Genomic DNA, 16807 nt, shown 5'->3' on the forward strand with positions numbered 1-16807 from the left:
TTTTCGCTTTGTCATATTCGGCAATTAGGGATCTATACATATAGAAACATCCTTTTTTTTGTGAGGTGCTCCCATGAGATATCGTTATCCCTGGTTTTACGTGTATCCGTATGAGGTACGCCGTCCGCCCGCTCCTGCCAACAATATTGATACCTTTATCCGTTCAGCGAAGCAGGCCGCAGGGATATTTGCGGATGCCCAGCTCGTTCTCGGCCGCATTGCGGGCTCGCGGGAGCTCTCGCGCCGCATTCTGACCGCAGCCGAGCAGTCCGATAAACAAACCATCAAGCGCCTGATCAAACAAATGGGCGTCCGGCATGAAGTGGATACGGTCTTTAATCCCGACGGCATCTATATCAGCCTTATCGGAACGCAAAGCCGAATGATTCTTGCTTTGCGGTGGTCAGAGGACCGCAATCATTTTGCGTCCATAAGATTATGACACCATTCCAGAGCCTCAAGATAACATTCATACGCTTCTTCTTTGTCGAGTTGATTGCCTAATTCCGAGCAAGTGTCCCAGTTGTTGCTTTCAATTAATTTCACAAGCTCAAGCATTTGGTAGTAGTCGTTTTGATGGCCTAATAATGCTTGCCCGACTTCATCTTTTAAAGGCAATTCTTGAACAATTTCCTCTATTTCTCTATGCAGGAGGGTGTCTATGAGAGAAAACATTCCGATCAGCATATAAGAAGCAGGCTGCGGCCGGGATGTCTTTCTCGCCAGCAGTTCGCAAAGCTTTGCTCTTATCAAAGAAATCTTAATGATTTCGTGCTTGCTGGAATGCCCTTTCCTGCTTAAATCCTTAAAGGAAAGAATATATATCCACCGTTTGATTTCATTAAATCCCAGCAGCATAATGGCCTGTTGAATGCTTTCAATTTTCTGGCTCAAACGGCTGTGGGATGAGTTTAAAAATTTTAAAATCTGATAGGACAGTGATAAATCCCGCTCTATGTACTCTGTCACACGCTTTATGTTAGGCTGCTCTTTACTCAGTTCGTTAAGCAGTTCATAGTAAGAATAGAAATGAGTCGATAGGTCATGCCCGCTGATGATGCGCGGCTCGCTGAAAAAGTAGCCTTGGAATAATTGAAAGCCGTCTTGGACCGCCTGTTTATATTCTTTTCGGGTCTCTACTTTTTCCGCTAAAAAAATCAGGCCGCGGCAGCCGTAGGTTTGCAAAATTGTTCTGCGTTCCATTCGTGTTGTTTTGAGAAAATCAATTTTCAATATATCAATATAGCTCATGAGTTTTTCCAGTAAGTCCTCATCTTGCGGGTTTATTGCATAAAAATCATCAAGCGCCAGCATATACCCCATTTTTTTTAATTCTTTGCATCTAGAAATGAGGGCCGGCGTGATCGGTATATCTTCAAGGATTTCAATGACAAGCTGTTTCGGATTGAAGGAGGTGGGAAGATTCGAAAACATCAGGCTTTCCGTAAAATTAACAAAACAGCGTTTCCCTTCCGTCAGCTTCTCAATTCCGATGTTTAAAAAGCTGTTGATCACCAAATCTGTTGTTGCCTGATCGCCGTCTTTAGCGCTATACACGTTCTCTTCGCTTTCTCTATACAGCAGTTCATAAGCAACAACCTGTTCTTTTCTATTAAAAATAGGCTGTCTTGCAACAAACACCCTCATTGATTTATCCCCCTTACAATACGCGCGGCTTTCACCCCTAAGTATATCAAATAATTTGACGAAAATTGTCTAAACATGAAAAATAATATATACATAAAGAAAACTGGCCCCTCGCGAACGAAAGGCCAGTTTTTCTTTATTCTTCCTCAAGCTCTTCTTCAATTCTGCTTTTCACTTCGTGGATCCGCTGCATTTTATTGCTCCAGCAGTCCTCGCTTAAATCAACCGGGTATTCCTCCGGCTTGCTGATTCTCTTATATTCCTCCCAAAGCAGGCTGAGGTTATCCTGCACATACTGCTGTATGTCTGAAATCTCAGGGTTTTGGTAGCAAAGAATACCCTTCTCAAAAATCAGCTCATGAAGATCCTTCGCATAAAAATTCGTGACAAATTTGCTGATGAATGTATGAACCGGGTGGAACATTCTGAGCCGCTTCTGATCATTCACCTGCTCATCATAAAGCGCAATATAGTCGCCTTCAGAATGATGGTTGGACTGATTAATAATGCGGTAGACTTTCTTTCTGCCCGGTGTCGTCACTTTTTCAGGATTGGACGAAATTTTGATCGTGTCAACCATTTTCCCATCTTCTTCAATGGCAACGAGTTTATAAACTGCGCCGAGAGCCGGCTGGTCATAGGCAGTGATCAGCTTCGTACCGACACCCCAGACATCAATGCGCGCTCCCTGAGCCTTTAAATTCATAATGGTGTGCTCATCCAAATCGCTTGAAGCAATCACCTTCGCATCTGTAAATCCTGCTTCATCAAGCATTTTCCGGGCTTTTTTTGACAGGTACGCCAAATCGCCGCTGTCCAGACGGATGCCAATGAAATTAATGCGGTCGCCGAATTCCTTGGCAACCCTAATCGCGTTCGGCATGCCTGAACGAAGCGTGTCATACGTGTCAACTAAGAAAACGCAATCCTTATGTGTTTCCGCGTATTTTTTGAAAGCTGTATATTCATCGCGGTAAGCCTGCACAAGCGCATGCGCATGTGTGCCGGAAACCGGGATATTAAAGCGCTTTCCGGCTCTTACATTGCTTGTCGCGCTAAAGCCGCCGATTAAGGCTGCTCTTGCTCCCCACATGGCCGCATCCATTTCGTGCGCCCGTCTTGTTCCGAATTCAAGCGCAACTTCATCACCAATGACGCCTTTAATCCGGGCAGCCTTTGTTGCGATTAATGTTTGATAGTTCACAATGTTGAGCAAAGCTGTTTCAATCAGCTGCGCTTCTACCAGGGGTGCCTCCACCCTCATAATCGGCTCATTGTTAAAAACGAGCTCTCCTTCTTTCATGGAGTAAAGTGAACCTGTAAAAGATAAGCCGCGCAAATATTCAATAAAATCTTCATGATACCCGAGTTCATCCTGTAAATAACTCAAATCGCTATCCGTAAACTTGAAATTTTCCAAGTATTCAATGGCTTTTTCCAAGCCCGCAAATACGGCATAGCCATTTTCAAACGGAAGCCTTCTGAAAAACAGCTCAAAAATCGCTTTCTTTTCATGAATGCCGTCTCTCCAGTACGTTTCCGCCATATTGATCTGATAAAGGTCTGTATGTAATGACAGGCTGTCATCTTTAAATCCGTACTCTAACACTGTTTTTCCCCTTCCTTACTCTGCCACTTGCGCTCCGATGCTGTTTGCAAAATGGGAAAGAGCCCATGCGTGCCCCTCCTGATTAAAGCTGGCAACAGCTTGTTTATGCACAACAATCCGAAAACCTTTGTTATATGCGTCAACAGCTGTATGCAACACACAAATATCTGTGCAGACACCGGCAAGGTGCAGTTCGCCAATCTGCCGCTCTCTGAGTTTGAGCTCTAAATCAGTTCCCGCAAAAGCAGAATATCTCGTTTTTTCCATGTAGTAAACATTAGGCTCATGTTCATGTTTCTGATATAGAGGCAAAAGCTTTCCGTACAGATCTTTTCCTTCCGTGCCTTTTATATTATGCGGAGGAAAAAGACGGGTTTCAGGGTGATATTGATCCCCTTCATCATGAGAATCTACTGCTAATACGACGTAATCACCGTTTGTGATGAATTCTTCAGTTAAATTAACGATCGCCTCTTCAATCATTCTGCCGGGCTCCCCGCAGGTCAATTTTCCGTCACTCGCCACAAAATCATTCGTATAATCAATACAAATAAGTGCTTTTTTCATAGCCGGCCTCCCCGCCATCAGTATGAGAACATTATATCTTATCTCCAGTTGTAAGTGAATTGCCATGAACAAAAAGACAAACGGTCCGTTTGTCTCTTAAGATTTCAGCACTGACCGATTATAAATGTCGTCCTGAATATATATCAATTCACGATTCACAGCGATGTCAGCCGCAATAACGAGGCCTAAAGGCGTATGAAACTGAAGATCAGATACAATCTTGAAGGGCACTCCGTACCGGTTCGCCATTTGGATATAAGGAGAGTAAGACTGATACTGAAGCTCTCCATTAACCAAAAGGGTGACGTTATGGCTGTTTTTCAGCTCGTGCTCCGCCTCTTTATACGGTTTGCTTCTAAGCACCTGTCCTTTCGTCAGTGCCAAAACGACTCTTTCTCTTAAAGAGCCTAAAAACAAATGGCGCTCGTCAGGCTTTGTCTCCAAAGGCCCATACATTCCTTGCTGCAAATAGAGATCCATTTTGTCTTCACTCAAAAGCCTGTCCTCCCGTCTTGTTTGTCTTCATTATCACCTGATCAGGCAGGAGCTAAACTTTCAAGCGCCGTTTACATTTCTGTTACCCAATGAATGATTTTTTTGGCCAGCTCACCAGCAGGGGTTTCCTCTGTATGCCGGCGCAACGACGCTTCCAGCCGTTCAGGCAGAGTTGCTTTATCTTCTTCATAGGAAATGATCGTGCTCCACTCCAGCTGCGGTACCGCTACAAGCGTGCGCAGTTCTTTTCTGTTTTCATGCAGATACACGTCCGTGATCATTCCGGTTTGCGTATTGATATTTGCTTTTCTGATTTTCATAACATGACCTCTCTATTCAAAGACTACCCATATTATACAATAAAAAAGCAACAGCCTCTTGTGAAAAGGCTGTTACCCGTTAAACGAAACTGTTTCATCAGTGATATCGGCATCTTTGAAAAGAGTTTTACTCGTTTGGTTGTTAATCTTCACAAAATCACCAAGCTGAAAAGCGCCTGACCCCGCCCCTGAATGAGCGACGCTTTTGGGCGAAATCGCAAATACGTCTCCAAAGCTTGCCGCGGCATTACCCGTAACTGACATGATATAAATCGGCCCCACAATTGCAGGCATTTCCCCACCTCCGCATTGATTTACAGCATCATATGCAAAGAGCCGCTAATGGTGCCCGCCTATTCAGCTGGCTTTGCGTTTTCCTCGAGTCGTGACCGCTGGCGCAGCTTGATCAAGCGGACAATATTCAGGAAGAACGCCTTCACTACCGCATAAACCGGCACCGCTAAAATCATGCCGAGAATTCCGCCGAAGCTTCCCGCTCCGATTAACAGCAAAATAATCGTAAGCGGATGGGTATTCAGCCGCTTTCCAATCACAAGAGGAGACAGCAGGTTTCCGTCCAGCTGCTGAACGATGACGACCACAATAATCGCAAACAGCGCTTTGGCCGGCGAGTCCATAAAACCGACAATGACAGCCGGCGCGGCACCGAGAAAAGGCCCGACATAGGGAATGATATTGGTAATCGCCATGACAATCCCAAGAATCAGGGCATACGGCAGTCCGGCAATTAAATAGCCGATAAAACACGCTGTTCCGACAAAAAGACAGATTAACAGCTGCCCCTGGAAATATGCCGCAAGCGTATCGGATAAATCTTTAAAAATCTTTAAGCCTTCTGTCCGATAAGAAGACGGTAGAATTTTTACTGCCAAATGTGGAAAGCGGTGTCCGTCTTTCAGCATGTAAAAAAGGATAAATGGAACAGTAATAATAACAAGCGTGATGTTTGTCACGACACCAAACACCGCAGATAAACTGGACGTGATATTTTGCGGCAGGTTTTGGAGAAAGCTTGTCAATGACTGTTCAATTTTTGATATCGATACATAATCCTGGTTCATCATCCAGGTAAACCATTGAGAATGGGACAAATCCTTTGTCAGCGCCTGAATCTGTTTTATATAATCAGGAAGGTTGTTAAACAGCCCTGTCACCTGTGAGGTGATGATAGGTCCGACTGACGCTGAAATAAAGGCAAGCAAACCGATAAACAGTAAATAGATCAATAGAATGGATAATGTCCGCGGAATTTTTTTCTCAAGCAGGCGGACCACCGGATTAAATATGAAATACAAAATTCCCGCAATCAGCATCGGGAAAAACAATGTCGAGATAAAAACAATAAACGGCTGAAATACAAATGAAACTTTTGTTGCTACAAAAATAATCAGCAAAACAAATAAAATCTGCAATGTCCAAAAATGGACTTTTGATTTCAACAAGCTTTGTTCCTCCTAGTTTTTCTTTGTCTGTCAGATAAAAGAACTTATACCCCATCATTGTAACAAAAATGAACTCATATCAGAACTCTTAATATAATGAAAGGAGTGTTGGTGATGAAGGCCGTGACATACGATACAGATTCAGAACTGGCTTATATCTATGTTCTTCCTCCGAAAAAGAACAGGAATGTACGGACTGAGGAGCTCAGAGTCAATGATTGTCTCCTGCTGGATATCAGCCAAGACGGCAAAATCGCCGGATTCGAAGGTTTTGGTGAGGCAGCACACCTCTGTGCCCCATTTGCCGGGAAATCCCGGCTATATGTAAAAGATTCAGACGGTTATCATTTTCGGGTCTGCCAGCATGCTTCAGTCCGTTCCTGCTATACGGTGTACGGTGTCACTTTCTGTTTTTCAGATGGTGACTATCAGGAATTTGCCGGCTTTGACCTTGATGGAACAATGTATCATAGTGCGTTTTTACAGCGCTTAACTGAAAAATAGGACGTCCTAGTGTACGCCTATTTTTCATGCGCAAGCACTGTTAGACCCGCTCACTGTAATCTGGGGTGACGGAAATCATGTGCTGGATTCTGATCAAACAAACAGAATTTCGGGCTCCTTCAATTGTGATATGGTCAGGTTTTACATCGATCAGTCTGCCTCTGACCGTATCTCGTACTGTCTGTATAACGAACCTTGAGCCGATGAGCTTTTTAATGGTCTGATAGACATAAGGATCGACTAAAGAGACCAGTTGCGGACTACCTTGGTTGACCATACTTTTATCCCCTTTGTGTGTTTTATCTCAGCTTATGCCGCGCTTATGGATAATGACACAGGCTTACCTGATAAAACAAAGGGGTGCGGAGATTTTAGGAGAATACGTTTGGAAGCGGGTGTAAAGGAAGTATCGATGAAGCGGAGACAGCGAAGAAAGCTGGGCGCTGTTCCGTACTTATACAGGCTTTATCACGGATGTCTGGGCTTGATCGATTAATTGGTCCAGCTTTTCTATTTTTTTTCGTGCGGTTGAAGGATCAATTTGGCGGTAATGATGGTGGCCGCCCGGCTCTTCATCCAGTTCGTCCGCTTTTTTGACAATCTGCTGCAGCGTGTTTTTATCTAATTCGCCTTCAGGCAAATAGGAATCTGTATGAAGCAAAATGGCTAGTGCAATCTCTTTTGCCGCTTTCGGTTCCTCGCCAAGCCGAATCAGAAGCTTATGCGCGCGTTCCGCCCCTTTAATGGCATGAATGTCATTTCTTTTGTATTTCTCATAATCCCACTTTCCGTCTGTATACCATTCATAATGGCCGATGTCATGAAGCAGTGCCGCTTTTGCTGCTAAATCAGGATTAATGTCAGCCTTCACAGACAGCCTGTATGCATGATAAGCGCAGGCAATCGCATGTGCCACGCCGGAACGCTGAAGATATTTTTGTGCAATTGGATGGGTGAAAACATCCATTAATGTAACCTTTCTCATGGAAACCCCTCCTTTAGATATTTTTAGAATCCTAACATAATTTGCAGAGAAACTCAATTCTTATGTCACATCATTTTGATCTTCTTATCATCATTGTTATACCCTAAAAGCAGCGTTTCAGTCAGTATATGCGGCTGTTCAATAAAATGCGCTGGCTGTAGCCTTTGTATAAAAAAAAGAGCAGAAAATATCTGCTCTACAAAAACTCTTTAATATCATAAATGCGGCCGTTTTCCGTCCATTTTTCTAGTAAAGAAAGCAGCGTGCCGGCGATAAAGTCCGGACTGCGAAGGCTTCCTGTTTCATTTAATTTCCGGAATCGTTCAATGTGGTGGAAATCCTTTTTCGATGAAGAACGGATGACGGCCTGCATCTCAGTGTCCATCACTCCAGGTGAGAACGAAATCATGTTCACCGGAAGCTCTTCATCCTCCTGTTCAAATCCGAATGTCCTCGTAAACATGTCGAGCCCGGCTTTTGAACTGCAATACGCGCTCCATCCCTTATATGGATTTTTGGCGGCTCCTGAAGTAATGTTGACAACCGTCTTTTTGCCGCTGTATGAAGCAAACCGTTTTGTAAACAGCTGACTCAAAAGCACGGGCGCAGTCAGGTTCAGCTGATAATGGCGCTGAAGCTCGTCAAGAGACGCTTCGCCGGCACGTTTGATCGGCGTTACCATTCCGGCGTTATTGACCAGGGTAATACCAGAATAACGATCTGGATCGATGGATGAGAGCAATGTTTCAAATTGCTGTTCAGCTTCTTCGAGATTGATGAGGTCTATTTGATGCTGCGTTAGTTTTTCATGAGAGACATCCGTTTTCGTTCTGGATAAGGCATGGACTTCATGCCCCTTTTCTAAAGCCTGTAATGCAATGGCTTGACCCAGCCCTTTTGACGCTCCGGTGATGATATAAAGTTCCATTGGAAACCTCCTTTTCCGTTATTATTGTACGGCACCGCTTTTACACAACACAAGCACGCGGCCTACGCCTTCTTGTTTTCCTGCGCTGTGACTTTTGGGATGAGGAACACGATGCCTGCAATTCCGAACAGGATCAGTACGACATAGATCATCGGCAGCAGCAATGATGATGTTTCTTGTTCATCTTCTGTTTCCGTTGATGATGTCTTTGTCATTGGTTTTTCAGCAAAAGTAATTCCAAGCTGTTTCGACTGGGCCGCAATCGTGTTGGAATCCTCGGCATTTGTTGATGTAAACAAATCTTTTATCAGCTCGGCGTCCTTGTCCTTCGGTTTATCAAAAGTGATATCCTTTTGTTCCTCAGGCAGTTCTGTTTTTTCTTCATAGTAGGTATCTTCATGCAAATAATTCGTATCGATTTCGATGTCTTTTTTCTCATACTGGTTTGGCAAGACATCTGTATTTTCTTCAGTTTGGGCAGCAGCTGCAGAGGGTATGAAAAGGGAAAAGGAGAGCATACAAATCATGATCCCCTTTTCCATGCTGCGATCACGCTTCATACGTTTCATCGCTTTCTGCTGTGTGTTCAGCCATCAGCCGGATAATCAGCGGCAGAGCCGCGGCAATCACCGTAATGATCAGCAGAACTGTTATTCCCATTGTAAACAAGTGCCCAGTACCGTACTGGATGTCGATATATACTTTCGAAACCGGATCTTCAAATGTAAAGTTCGGCATGATCAAATCAATAAGCGGTGCGACATAGAATAGAATCATTGCCGCTGAAGCAACCCAGCCAGGGATTGATCCGAATCTGAATGCCGTCCGGATGAAGGCAGAGCTTGCGACCAGCAATAGAATCGTAAACACCGACCACTTAATCGTCTGATCGTCCGGCAGTGAATAAATATTCAAGCCGAACAAGCTGATCATAAGTCCGACAAGGATATTCAGAATTCCGAATAACGCTCCTTTAACGAGAAGCGGTGCGTTTTGGTAATACGAGCTGAAATAGCCTATTAACAGACTGCTGATCAACACAATGACAAGGATGACAACCGGAGGTACCGTCTGAATTTTTTCTTCCGGAACCTCTCCGCTGATTTTAAGCGGATTCGCTAAGTAATCATATACATAGCCATTGTTTTGCCCGTCTACTAATGTATTTCCGAGTATGCCGTATACGTCATTGCGCACGAGTTTCGTGGAGGCGACATTTTTCCCCCAGTTGTTGTTTAAGGTGTCGGCTTTCGCTTGAACATCATTGACGCTTTGCTGCATGTTGGTTGTGTAATCAATGATGCCTGACTGGCGATCAGACAATGAACCCATCATGTCTGACATTTGCAGCACTTCCTGGCCGACCGTATCTTGGACACTCAGTGCCATGGTGCCAGACAGCCCGTCGTTGCTGAACGTCGCAGATTCCTGTGTTGCGCCTGTTACCAGCTGTTCTGTCGCTTTTGCGGCACTTTCAGAGATTTTCGTCAGTTCGTCGAGAACACCTGCTTGAGAGTCACGGATAAAGCCGCTGTAGTCGTCCGCAAATTTGGTCATGCCGTCGATGAAGCTGTTAATATCCTCATCTGTTTGCATCGTGTTGTTTTTGAGAGCTTCCCAGCTGGCTGATTCTTCAGGTGTGAGAGCCAGGACTGATTTGACGTTGCCCTGCTGGCCGTCAATAGCGCCGGCTTTTGCAGCACTGTCAATCGTACCGGATAATACAGAGTCATAAACAGACAAATATTTATAGTATCTCATTAAAGCGGAGATGCTTTCTGTATTGATTTCTCCTGAAAATTGAAGCTGATCTTTATTTTCAAGCTCGCGAATCGCACTGTAAATCCCTTCAAACTCCCGCTTCCGTTTCGCTTCGAGATTTTCAAGCTTACCTTCGAGCTTTTTCACTTTGTCTTTCAGGTCTTCAATTTCATCATTAAGACCTTCCATTTGTACTTTTATTTCCTCTAACTTCTTTTTCAGCTCTTCATTATGGGCAGTTTCTTTTTCTTTGAGCTCTTCTTCAATTTGCTTGATTCGCTCAGATGCTTTGCTGAGCTGTTCCTTTGCTTTGGCGATATCAGAAATGTCGCCGTTTCCTGGTTGATCTTGGTCCCCAGGCTCCATCGTATCTCCGCCGCTGCCGGTATCTCCTGAATCTCCGGTACCGTCTTCATTTGCCAGCTTGATAAATTGAAGGGCTGAGTCAGATGAAGCAGTCTGTTCGGCAGATGTGCCCGTTTCAGTTTTTCCGCTGTCTGACGCATCGCTGGGCTGCTCCTGACCGTCTGTTCCCTTCTGCTGGTCTTGATCCTGAGTACTGCCGTCCGTTTGTCCGTCATTACCGGTATCACTGCTGTTATTGTCGTTCCCTGTGTCGCCCTGTGTATCATCGGGATTTGTACTGCCCCCGTCATCAGGTTTTTCTGGATTATCAGTGGACGGATCGTCTGGTTCAGTACCCGGGTCCTCCGGTGTTGGATCCTCTTTTTCAGGCTCCTTCAGATTGTCTGAAATATCCTGAATATCAGCAGCGATATTTTTCAGTTCTTCACGCTGTTTTTCAAGATCAATTTTGAGTTCTTCAGGATTTTCTTCTTTAGGGTCTTTATCTTTATCATTGTTGTCAGAACCATCGTCTATGACTGGGTCGTCCCCTTTCGCAACTGTCAATGCCTGACGTGCCGGGACAAGCAATTGGTACACCTGATTTAGTGCAGCCTGTCTTGATGCGGCCTGATATTGTTCGATTAAATTACTTTGGATTTTTGCCATGCCAAGTTCCTGCTGGGACACTTGCCCTTCCCTAATTTGCTGGGCGTTTGCCAGCACATTACTGGTTTGTCCGAGCTGTGACTTCGCTTGGCCGATCCCGGTTGCCAATCCGCTCATGCGTTCGCTGAACTGATTCGCCTTTTGCTGTGCCTGGATGGCATCCAGACCTGTCCGGATTTGCTGCTGTGTTGAATCCTGGGCTGCCAAAAGCAGCTTTTTCTGATTTTCTTGATATTCCTTGTATCTTTCAACTGTATCAATGAATTCTTTCAGCGTGTTTTTGGCTTCCTCCGCTGTAGAAGCTTTTTCTTTTGTCGTGCCTTGCGCTTCATTCATTGATTTCTTCAGCTCATCGATTAAGTCTTTTTGCTGTTTGATTTCACCTGCTAAATCATTAGAGCTTGGTTTGTAAAAGTTGTACATGACATTCTGGAATTCAGATTCTTTATTGACGATTTTGTCAAATTCTCCTCTGATGTTGTCCACTTTTTGCGACACAAAGTTCCAGTATAAGGCTGACATTTTTTTGTTCATTGTCTTTTGGGCATCCTCAAGCTCACGCTGAACTTTTTCTTTGTTGACCGCATTCAGGTTATCTTGAATGCTGAATTCAAGCGTTGCTTTTTGTGGATGGTCTTTGTCATAGCTCAAAATGTTTTTTGAGAAGTCTGAGGGAATGTAGACGATCGCATCGTATTTTTTTGACGCGAGACCGGTCTCAGCCGCGCTACGGTTTACGACCGTCCACGAATAATCAGGACGTTCACCCAGAACAGCCGCTACTTCCTTGCCGAACTGGGCGGATTTGTCCTCTTCATCAGACTTTACCTCATCACTCAATACGCCAGTGTCTTCATTCACCACCGCGATTTGCCGGGTGGAATTGACTGCTTTTTTCGTCGGGTCGTCTCCGATAAATCGGAAAAACAACACCGGCAGCAGCAAAATGATGATGACGGCGGATATTAACTTGATCAAGCTTTTTCGTTGTTCTGTCATCTAGCACTCTCCCTTTCAGCAGAACATAAAGGAATTTGAACTTTTTGCTCCTTCCCGTTTTCCACAACATATCCGAAGCCCGGCTGAATCTCAGGCTCCTGTCTTTGGTACGGGAGAGGAATGACATTTTGCTCAGACTTTTTCATCAGCAGAATCGCGTGGCGGATTTGCTTCATCTCAGTCGTCAAGGAGTCATAGCCTTTTGAGAATTCGCTGTGGTTTCCGCCCGGGATAAAGCTGAACCCAAGATGAGCGTATGATTTCATGAAGTTAGCGAGACGATCTTGTATTCTCGTATCAATCGTCTGCTGGAATCTCGTTATCCCGTCAATCATCAGCACCACTTGTGAGAATCGCAGATTTTGCGCGTCTCCTTGGCGGACGGCTTCCACATACATGGCCTCTCTAGTTTTGAAAATGTCTTCTGCTGTTTCAATCCACTGCTCAATATCTTCTTTCGTTTCCAAATATGAAACATCTGATTCCTTCGCATAATGAGATAAGCCGCGGTCAATCGAGTCAAACAGGCCGATCATTTCAGTTTCATCATCAATCAGATGTTCGAGCATGACTTTTAAGACGTTTGTTTTCCCGCGCTGAGTCTGGCCTAAAATCAGGCAGTGCTTATGCTTGCCTAAATCAAAATAGACTGGGCTGACTGTTTCTTCATGAAGCCCGATCGGTACAGATAAAGGCTTGCGTTCCAGCTTGAAGCGGAGAGAAAATTCTCTCGTTGTCAGGCTCTCAGGCAGCATCGGAATCGGTGCCGGCTGCTCCAATGAAGCAAATCGCCCTTGAAGTTTCTGTACGTCTGATTTCAGCTCGTTGAACATGCCGATATCATCATCGGCGTCAACAGGCAGGAACATTTGCGCGAAATAAAGCTCTTCCTTTTGAATGATGACGCGTCCCGGAATCGGCTCAAGATTGAATTTCGGACGGCCGTAAATGGAATATCCTTCTGATTGATCCATGAGATAATGGACAACCTTTGTTTTCAAGTTATTTAACAATGACTGGCGGACAGCATTCACCCGCGTTGCTGTCAGCATAAAGTAGATACCCAAGCTTTGTCCGTCTCTGGAAAGCTGGACAAATTCCGATTCAAGCTCATGCATCTCATCCTTGACAATGTCAAAGTTGTCAATGGTGATAAAAATGAATGGAAGCTCTTCTTCGCTCAGCGCATTGTACATTTTGATGTGGCTGATTTCTTTTTCCCGGAACAAACGTTTACGGCGGTCAATTTCTTCTTTGATGCGAATCATGAACTTTTCAATTTTCCTTGACTGGTCCATCAGGAAGTAATCCGCGGTATGCGGGAGCTTCGCTAATGGCAGCAGCGTTCCGTTTCCGAAATCAAAGATATAGACATGAAGCTCTTCAGGTGTGTATACGTCCGCAAAACTCATCAGGAACGTTGCGGCTGCAATCGATTTTCCGTAGCCCGAAGAGCCGAAGATGCCGATATTTCCATCTTCCATCATCTTATAAGCAATTGGCGCCTGTCTTTGCAGATCAGGTTCATCTACATACGCAAAGTGGAAATGGTCTTTTTCGTTTGAAGGGAAAAGAGTGCGCGGAATACGTTCCGCAAGCGGCGGCAGCCAAGGGCTTGGCAGCTTCTCAATTCCCATTTCATCTTGGATGCGTTCAATTTCGTCAACTACAGCTTCGATTTCGGTTTGAACGTCTTTTTTCGCGATATCTTCGGTATCAACCTCAGAAAGCGGGATCAGACCCGTATCTGTAACGATCGCGATTTCATCCTCGGTACCGTAGACTTCCTCTAAGTAAGGCGCCCCGCTCCATGCAGATTGGAAAAGCTCATACACTTCATTGTTTCCGACCTGCAAATAGCCGCGGCCTGTTACGGTAATGTTTGCGGCATCGCTGTTTTTCAAAATTTCTTTACTGTCGGTGGCATCCTGGACCTTGAGCGCTACTTTAAAGCGCGAGTTACTCCAGATCTGGTCGTCGATGATGCCGCCTGGCTTCTGTGTCGCCAAAATCAAATGAACGCCGAGGCTTCGTCCGATACGCGCGGCGCTGACAAGCTCCCTGATAAAATCAGGCTCCTCGCTTTTCAGCTCGGCAAACTCATCAGAAATTAAGAACAAGTGAGGCATCGCCACTTCTGCTTTCCCTTGCTTGTATAGCTTTGTATAGTCATTGATGTGATTGACTTGATACTGGTCAAACAGGCGCTGCCTTTTTTTCAGCTCGCTTTTAATGGAAGCAAGCGCACGCATACTGAAGTTTTTGCTTCCTTCAATATTTGTGATCGTGCCGAGGAGGTGGGGAATGTTGCGGAACGGCTGCGCCATTCCTCCGCCTTTATAGTCAATTAGTAAGAAAGCCGCTTCATGCGGATGAAAATGCACTGCAAGTGACAAGATGTAGGTCTGGAGAAATTCACTTTTCCCTGATCCCGTTGTCCCCGCAAGCAAGCCGTGCGGACCGTGTGCTTTTTCGTGAAGGTTCAGATACACAATGTCATCTTTCCCTTTATAGCCGATCGGCACTGACAGCGACTTCGACGATTCACTTGTCAGCCATCTTTGCTGAATGCCGATTTCTTTTACTTCCTTCGCATGAAAAAGCTCCAGGAACGATACCGTTTCCGGAATGGAATTCGTAATGCCGACCTGGTGGTTCAGCGTCCGCAGCGTGCGTGAGAACCGTTCGTTGTCCTCACGCTGATGATGATCGAGACGGAACGGAATTCTTACCGCTTTTTTCTTTTGTATTAAAATGTCGCCTTCATGCTCATTAATGTAGCGGACAAGAGTTGTAATGTTTTCCGACAAGCTTTCCTTTGTTTCCGCCGCGACAATTGTCGAGATGCCCAGATGCTCATGCTGTCCTTCTAAATATTCGAGAATGACATGCTCAGAGATCAGCTGCTGATTCGTGATGACAAATACAAAATGCGGTTTGAACTGCAGTTTTTCTTTGTCATCTTCGAGATCACGCTCTCTGATCAATTCGTAAAGTGAAGACAGGAGCTGATCTCGGGTTTGCTCATTATAAATAAATCCTTTTGCATAAATATGGGGCATTTGAAATTGCGGAAGCCACTTCATCCACTCCCAGTCTTTATACTCTTCTTCATGAAAAATAAATACAAAACGCAAATCGTGATAGCTGTTAAAGAACGACAGCTGTCCGATTAGCTGGTGAATCTCATTTTTCACAATTTGCGATTTACCGACAAGCCCCATCGGACCTTCTGCCAAATCGACCGTCACCGGCGCATTGCGGATATCTTTATAGACGCGCTGCATGTGCTGCGATTTCTCCATGAGGTCATCGATATCACGATTCGCCAAGTCTCCGCCGCTCATATTGATTTCATAGCTTGACGGAACTGTTCCCGTCCCAAGCCGCAGCTGGAGATAATCCTTGCTTTCAAGTGATTTTTCCCAGATCCGGTCACTTATTTCACTTGTTAAGTATTTCATTTGTTCAAATGAAGGAAAGTGAAATTCAAGAACCTGCTTTTGCTTTTCAGCAAGTGCCTGAAGCTCTTTCCGCTTATTGTCTAAGTAAAGCTTATATACACGCTCCCGTTTTTCCTCGCGTTTTTTCCGCTGGTTTTTATCCCGGAAATATTGCACTGTCGAGGTAATGAGAGTCATCATAAACATCGCCAAAGAAACGAGTATAAATATGCCGCGCGGCTGGATGATGGCAACTACGCCCATCACGATCAGCATCACAAGCGGAGGCAGGATGACGAGCCACAGCCCTCTGTTGGTTTGATCGCTCTCCTGAGAGGGAAAACTGAAAGAAACGCGGTCATCCGGCAGATCGTATACCATCCGCGGCGTTCTTCTGTACTGCGGATATTTTTTCTGCATCTCTGTACTCGGTTTGACCGTTTCTGTTAACGCTGTTTCAAACTGGGCATAATGAACAATTTCTAACAGGTCTTGTTCCGTCACCCTCATTTGCGTGAAGTTCCAGAATATTTCGTCCCCCGGCTTAAGCGGCGTATTGACGTTGATTTTCTCTCCGTTCAAGAAGATAGACCCGTTTTCAGGGCGGACCGACCAGCTGCCGCCTGAACGAAGCAAAGAAAACGTGCTTTGTTCTGCAAATGCAAAATCTTGCGGATTCAGATAAATATCTGCATTCGTTTTTTCTGAGGAACATACAATTTCATCCCGATTTCCCGTAAAATAAACGGATTTCTCAGGTTCACTGCCCGTCAATATCAAGCGTATATCCTGCTGATCCGTTTGGAGAGTAAATGATATATCCGTCTCAATCGTGCCGAGACAATCATTTCCCAGGAAAACTTCGTATTGGCCGCCGGATTCCTTTCTTTTAAGAGAAACCACGCCGCTATTAAATGGAATGGTGCTGATCGTAACAGAATCCTTCACATCAGGCCCTATGGTCACCGGATGAGACGACGGGAGGTTAGACAGATTTAATTTTTGAACGTTATTTTGGTAAAAAACCCATAATAGACTCAAATGGCGAACCCCCTTACGGCCGAATGGCAGC

Annotated in this window: 15 protein-coding genes; 2 read left to right on the plus strand and 13 right to left on the minus strand. The window is 44.9% G+C overall.

The genetic code is table 11. From position 1 onward, the window contains the following. Nucleotides 1-73 precede the first annotated feature (73 nt). Complete coding sequence (locus MHI44_RS06625; protein ID WP_017695529.1) at nt 74-442, plus strand: hypothetical protein; 369 nt, start codon at nt 74-76, stop codon at nt 440-442. On the opposite strand, the gene pdeH is transcribed toward MHI44_RS06625, so the two are convergent. From pdeH to MHI44_RS06660, 7 genes are all read right to left on the minus strand, one after another. Beyond that, nucleotides 418-1647 carry a cyclic di-GMP phosphodiesterase gene (gene pdeH / locus MHI44_RS06630; RefSeq protein WP_003243525.1) on the minus strand — a complete coding sequence of 410 codons (1230 nt, stop codon included), beginning with the start codon at nt 1645-1647 and terminating at the stop codon, nt 418-420. The two genes, MHI44_RS06625 and pdeH, sit on opposite strands and share 25 nt — an antisense overlap. 136 nt (nt 1648-1783) lie before the next feature. Then, nucleotides 1784-3256 carry a nicotinate phosphoribosyltransferase gene (locus MHI44_RS06635; protein ID WP_003228788.1) on the minus strand — a complete coding sequence of 491 codons (1473 nt, stop codon included), beginning with the start codon at nt 3254-3256 and terminating at the stop codon, nt 1784-1786. A gap of 15 nt (nt 3257-3271) precedes the next feature. After that, nucleotides 3272-3823 carry an isochorismatase family cysteine hydrolase gene (locus MHI44_RS06640; protein ID WP_014477836.1) on the minus strand — a complete coding sequence of 184 codons (552 nt, stop codon included), beginning with the start codon at nt 3821-3823 and terminating at the stop codon, nt 3272-3274. A 96-nt stretch (nt 3824-3919) separates the two neighbouring features. Continuing rightward, nucleotides 3920-4318 (minus strand): YueI family protein, encoded by a 399-nt coding sequence (locus MHI44_RS06645; protein ID WP_014480710.1) that lies wholly within the window; start codon nt 4316-4318, stop codon nt 3920-3922. A 71-nt stretch (nt 4319-4389) separates the two neighbouring features. Beyond that, complete coding sequence (locus MHI44_RS06650) at nt 4390-4638, minus strand: YueH family protein (RefSeq protein ID WP_003228783.1); 249 nt, start codon at nt 4636-4638, stop codon at nt 4390-4392. Between the two features lie 72 nt (nt 4639-4710). Beyond that, the gene (locus MHI44_RS06655; protein ID WP_015384524.1) at nt 4711-4932 is read right to left on the minus strand and encodes a spore germination protein; all 222 of its coding nucleotides are present in this window, start codon (nt 4930-4932) and stop codon (nt 4711-4713) included. A 59-nt stretch (nt 4933-4991) separates the two neighbouring features. Then, the gene (locus tag MHI44_RS06660) at nt 4992-6101 is read right to left on the minus strand and encodes an AI-2E family transporter (RefSeq protein WP_192857945.1); all 1110 of its coding nucleotides are present in this window, start codon (nt 6099-6101) and stop codon (nt 4992-4994) included. Between the two features lie 114 nt (nt 6102-6215). Between MHI44_RS06660 and MHI44_RS06665 the strand changes: the two genes are divergently transcribed. After that, nucleotides 6216-6605: a DUF2283 domain-containing protein gene (locus MHI44_RS06665; protein WP_192857946.1), complete on the plus strand. Its 390-nt coding sequence runs from the start codon at nt 6216-6218 to the stop codon at nt 6603-6605. 40 nt (nt 6606-6645) lie between these two features. On the opposite strand, the gene MHI44_RS06670 is transcribed toward MHI44_RS06665, so the two are convergent. The 6 genes from MHI44_RS06670 to essC form a co-directional block, all read right to left on the minus strand. After that, a complete protein-coding gene (locus MHI44_RS06670) occupies nt 6646-6882 on the minus strand; it encodes a YuzF family protein (RefSeq protein ID WP_003220677.1) in 237 nt (78 codons plus the stop codon). 177 nt (nt 6883-7059) lie between these two features. Then, nucleotides 7060-7590: an HD domain-containing protein gene (locus MHI44_RS06675; RefSeq protein WP_021480502.1), complete on the minus strand. Its 531-nt coding sequence runs from the start codon at nt 7588-7590 to the stop codon at nt 7060-7062. A gap of 196 nt (nt 7591-7786) precedes the next feature. Further along, nucleotides 7787-8518, minus strand: a complete 732-nt coding sequence (locus tag MHI44_RS06680) for a (S)-benzoin forming benzil reductase (RefSeq protein WP_192857947.1) — start codon at nt 8516-8518, stop codon at nt 7787-7789. 62 nt (nt 8519-8580) lie between these two features. Further along, nucleotides 8581-9036 carry a type VII secretion protein EssA gene (gene essA, locus MHI44_RS06685; RefSeq protein WP_339203524.1) on the minus strand — a complete coding sequence of 152 codons (456 nt, stop codon included), beginning with the start codon at nt 9034-9036 and terminating at the stop codon, nt 8581-8583. A 31-nt stretch (nt 9037-9067) separates the two neighbouring features. Then, nucleotides 9068-12292 carry a type VII secretion protein EsaA gene (gene esaA, locus MHI44_RS06690; RefSeq protein WP_339203167.1) on the minus strand — a complete coding sequence of 1075 codons (3225 nt, stop codon included), beginning with the start codon at nt 12290-12292 and terminating at the stop codon, nt 9068-9070. Then, a complete protein-coding gene (gene essC, locus MHI44_RS06695; protein WP_339203169.1) occupies nt 12289-16776 on the minus strand; it encodes a type VII secretion protein EssC in 4488 nt (1495 codons plus the stop codon). Before essC ends, esaA begins: the two co-directional genes overlap by 4 nt. Nucleotides 16777-16807: the final 31 nt, after the last annotated feature.

This window comes from Bacillus sp. FSL K6-1366 (assembly GCF_037976695.1).
In the GTDB taxonomy this organism is placed as follows: domain Bacteria; phylum Bacillota; class Bacilli; order Bacillales; family Bacillaceae; genus Bacillus; species Bacillus subtilis.

Excerpts from the sequence above, each read along its gene's own strand:
- MHI44_RS06625 (WP_017695529.1), top strand. The coding sequence starts at position 74 with ATGAGATATCGTTATCCCTGGTTTTACGTGTATCCGTATGAGGTACGC.
- pdeH (WP_003243525.1), bottom strand. The coding sequence starts at position 1,647 with ATGAGGGTGTTTGTTGCAAGACAGCCTATTTTTAATAGAAAAGAACAG.
- MHI44_RS06640 (WP_014477836.1), bottom strand. The coding sequence starts at position 3,823 with ATGAAAAAAGCACTTATTTGTATTGATTATACGAATGATTTTGTGGCG.
- MHI44_RS06650 (WP_003228783.1), bottom strand. The coding sequence starts at position 4,638 with ATGAAAATCAGAAAAGCAAATATCAATACGCAAACCGGAATGATCACG.
- MHI44_RS06655 (WP_015384524.1), bottom strand. The coding sequence starts at position 4,932 with ATGCCTGCAATTGTGGGGCCGATTTATATCATGTCAGTTACGGGTAAT.
- MHI44_RS06665 (WP_192857946.1), top strand. The coding sequence starts at position 6,216 with ATGAAGGCCGTGACATACGATACAGATTCAGAACTGGCTTATATCTAT.
- MHI44_RS06670 (WP_003220677.1), bottom strand. The coding sequence starts at position 6,882 with ATGGTCAACCAAGGTAGTCCGCAACTGGTCTCTTTAGTCGATCCTTAT.
- MHI44_RS06675 (WP_021480502.1), bottom strand. The coding sequence starts at position 7,590 with ATGAGAAAGGTTACATTAATGGATGTTTTCACCCATCCAATTGCACAA.
- MHI44_RS06680 (WP_192857947.1), bottom strand. The coding sequence starts at position 8,518 with ATGGAACTTTATATCATCACCGGAGCGTCAAAAGGGCTGGGTCAAGCC.
- essA (WP_339203524.1), bottom strand. The coding sequence starts at position 9,036 with ATGCTCTCCTTTTCCCTTTTCATACCCTCTGCAGCTGCTGCCCAAACT.
- esaA (WP_339203167.1), bottom strand. The coding sequence starts at position 12,292 with ATGACAGAACAACGAAAAAGCTTGATCAAGTTAATATCCGCCGTCATC.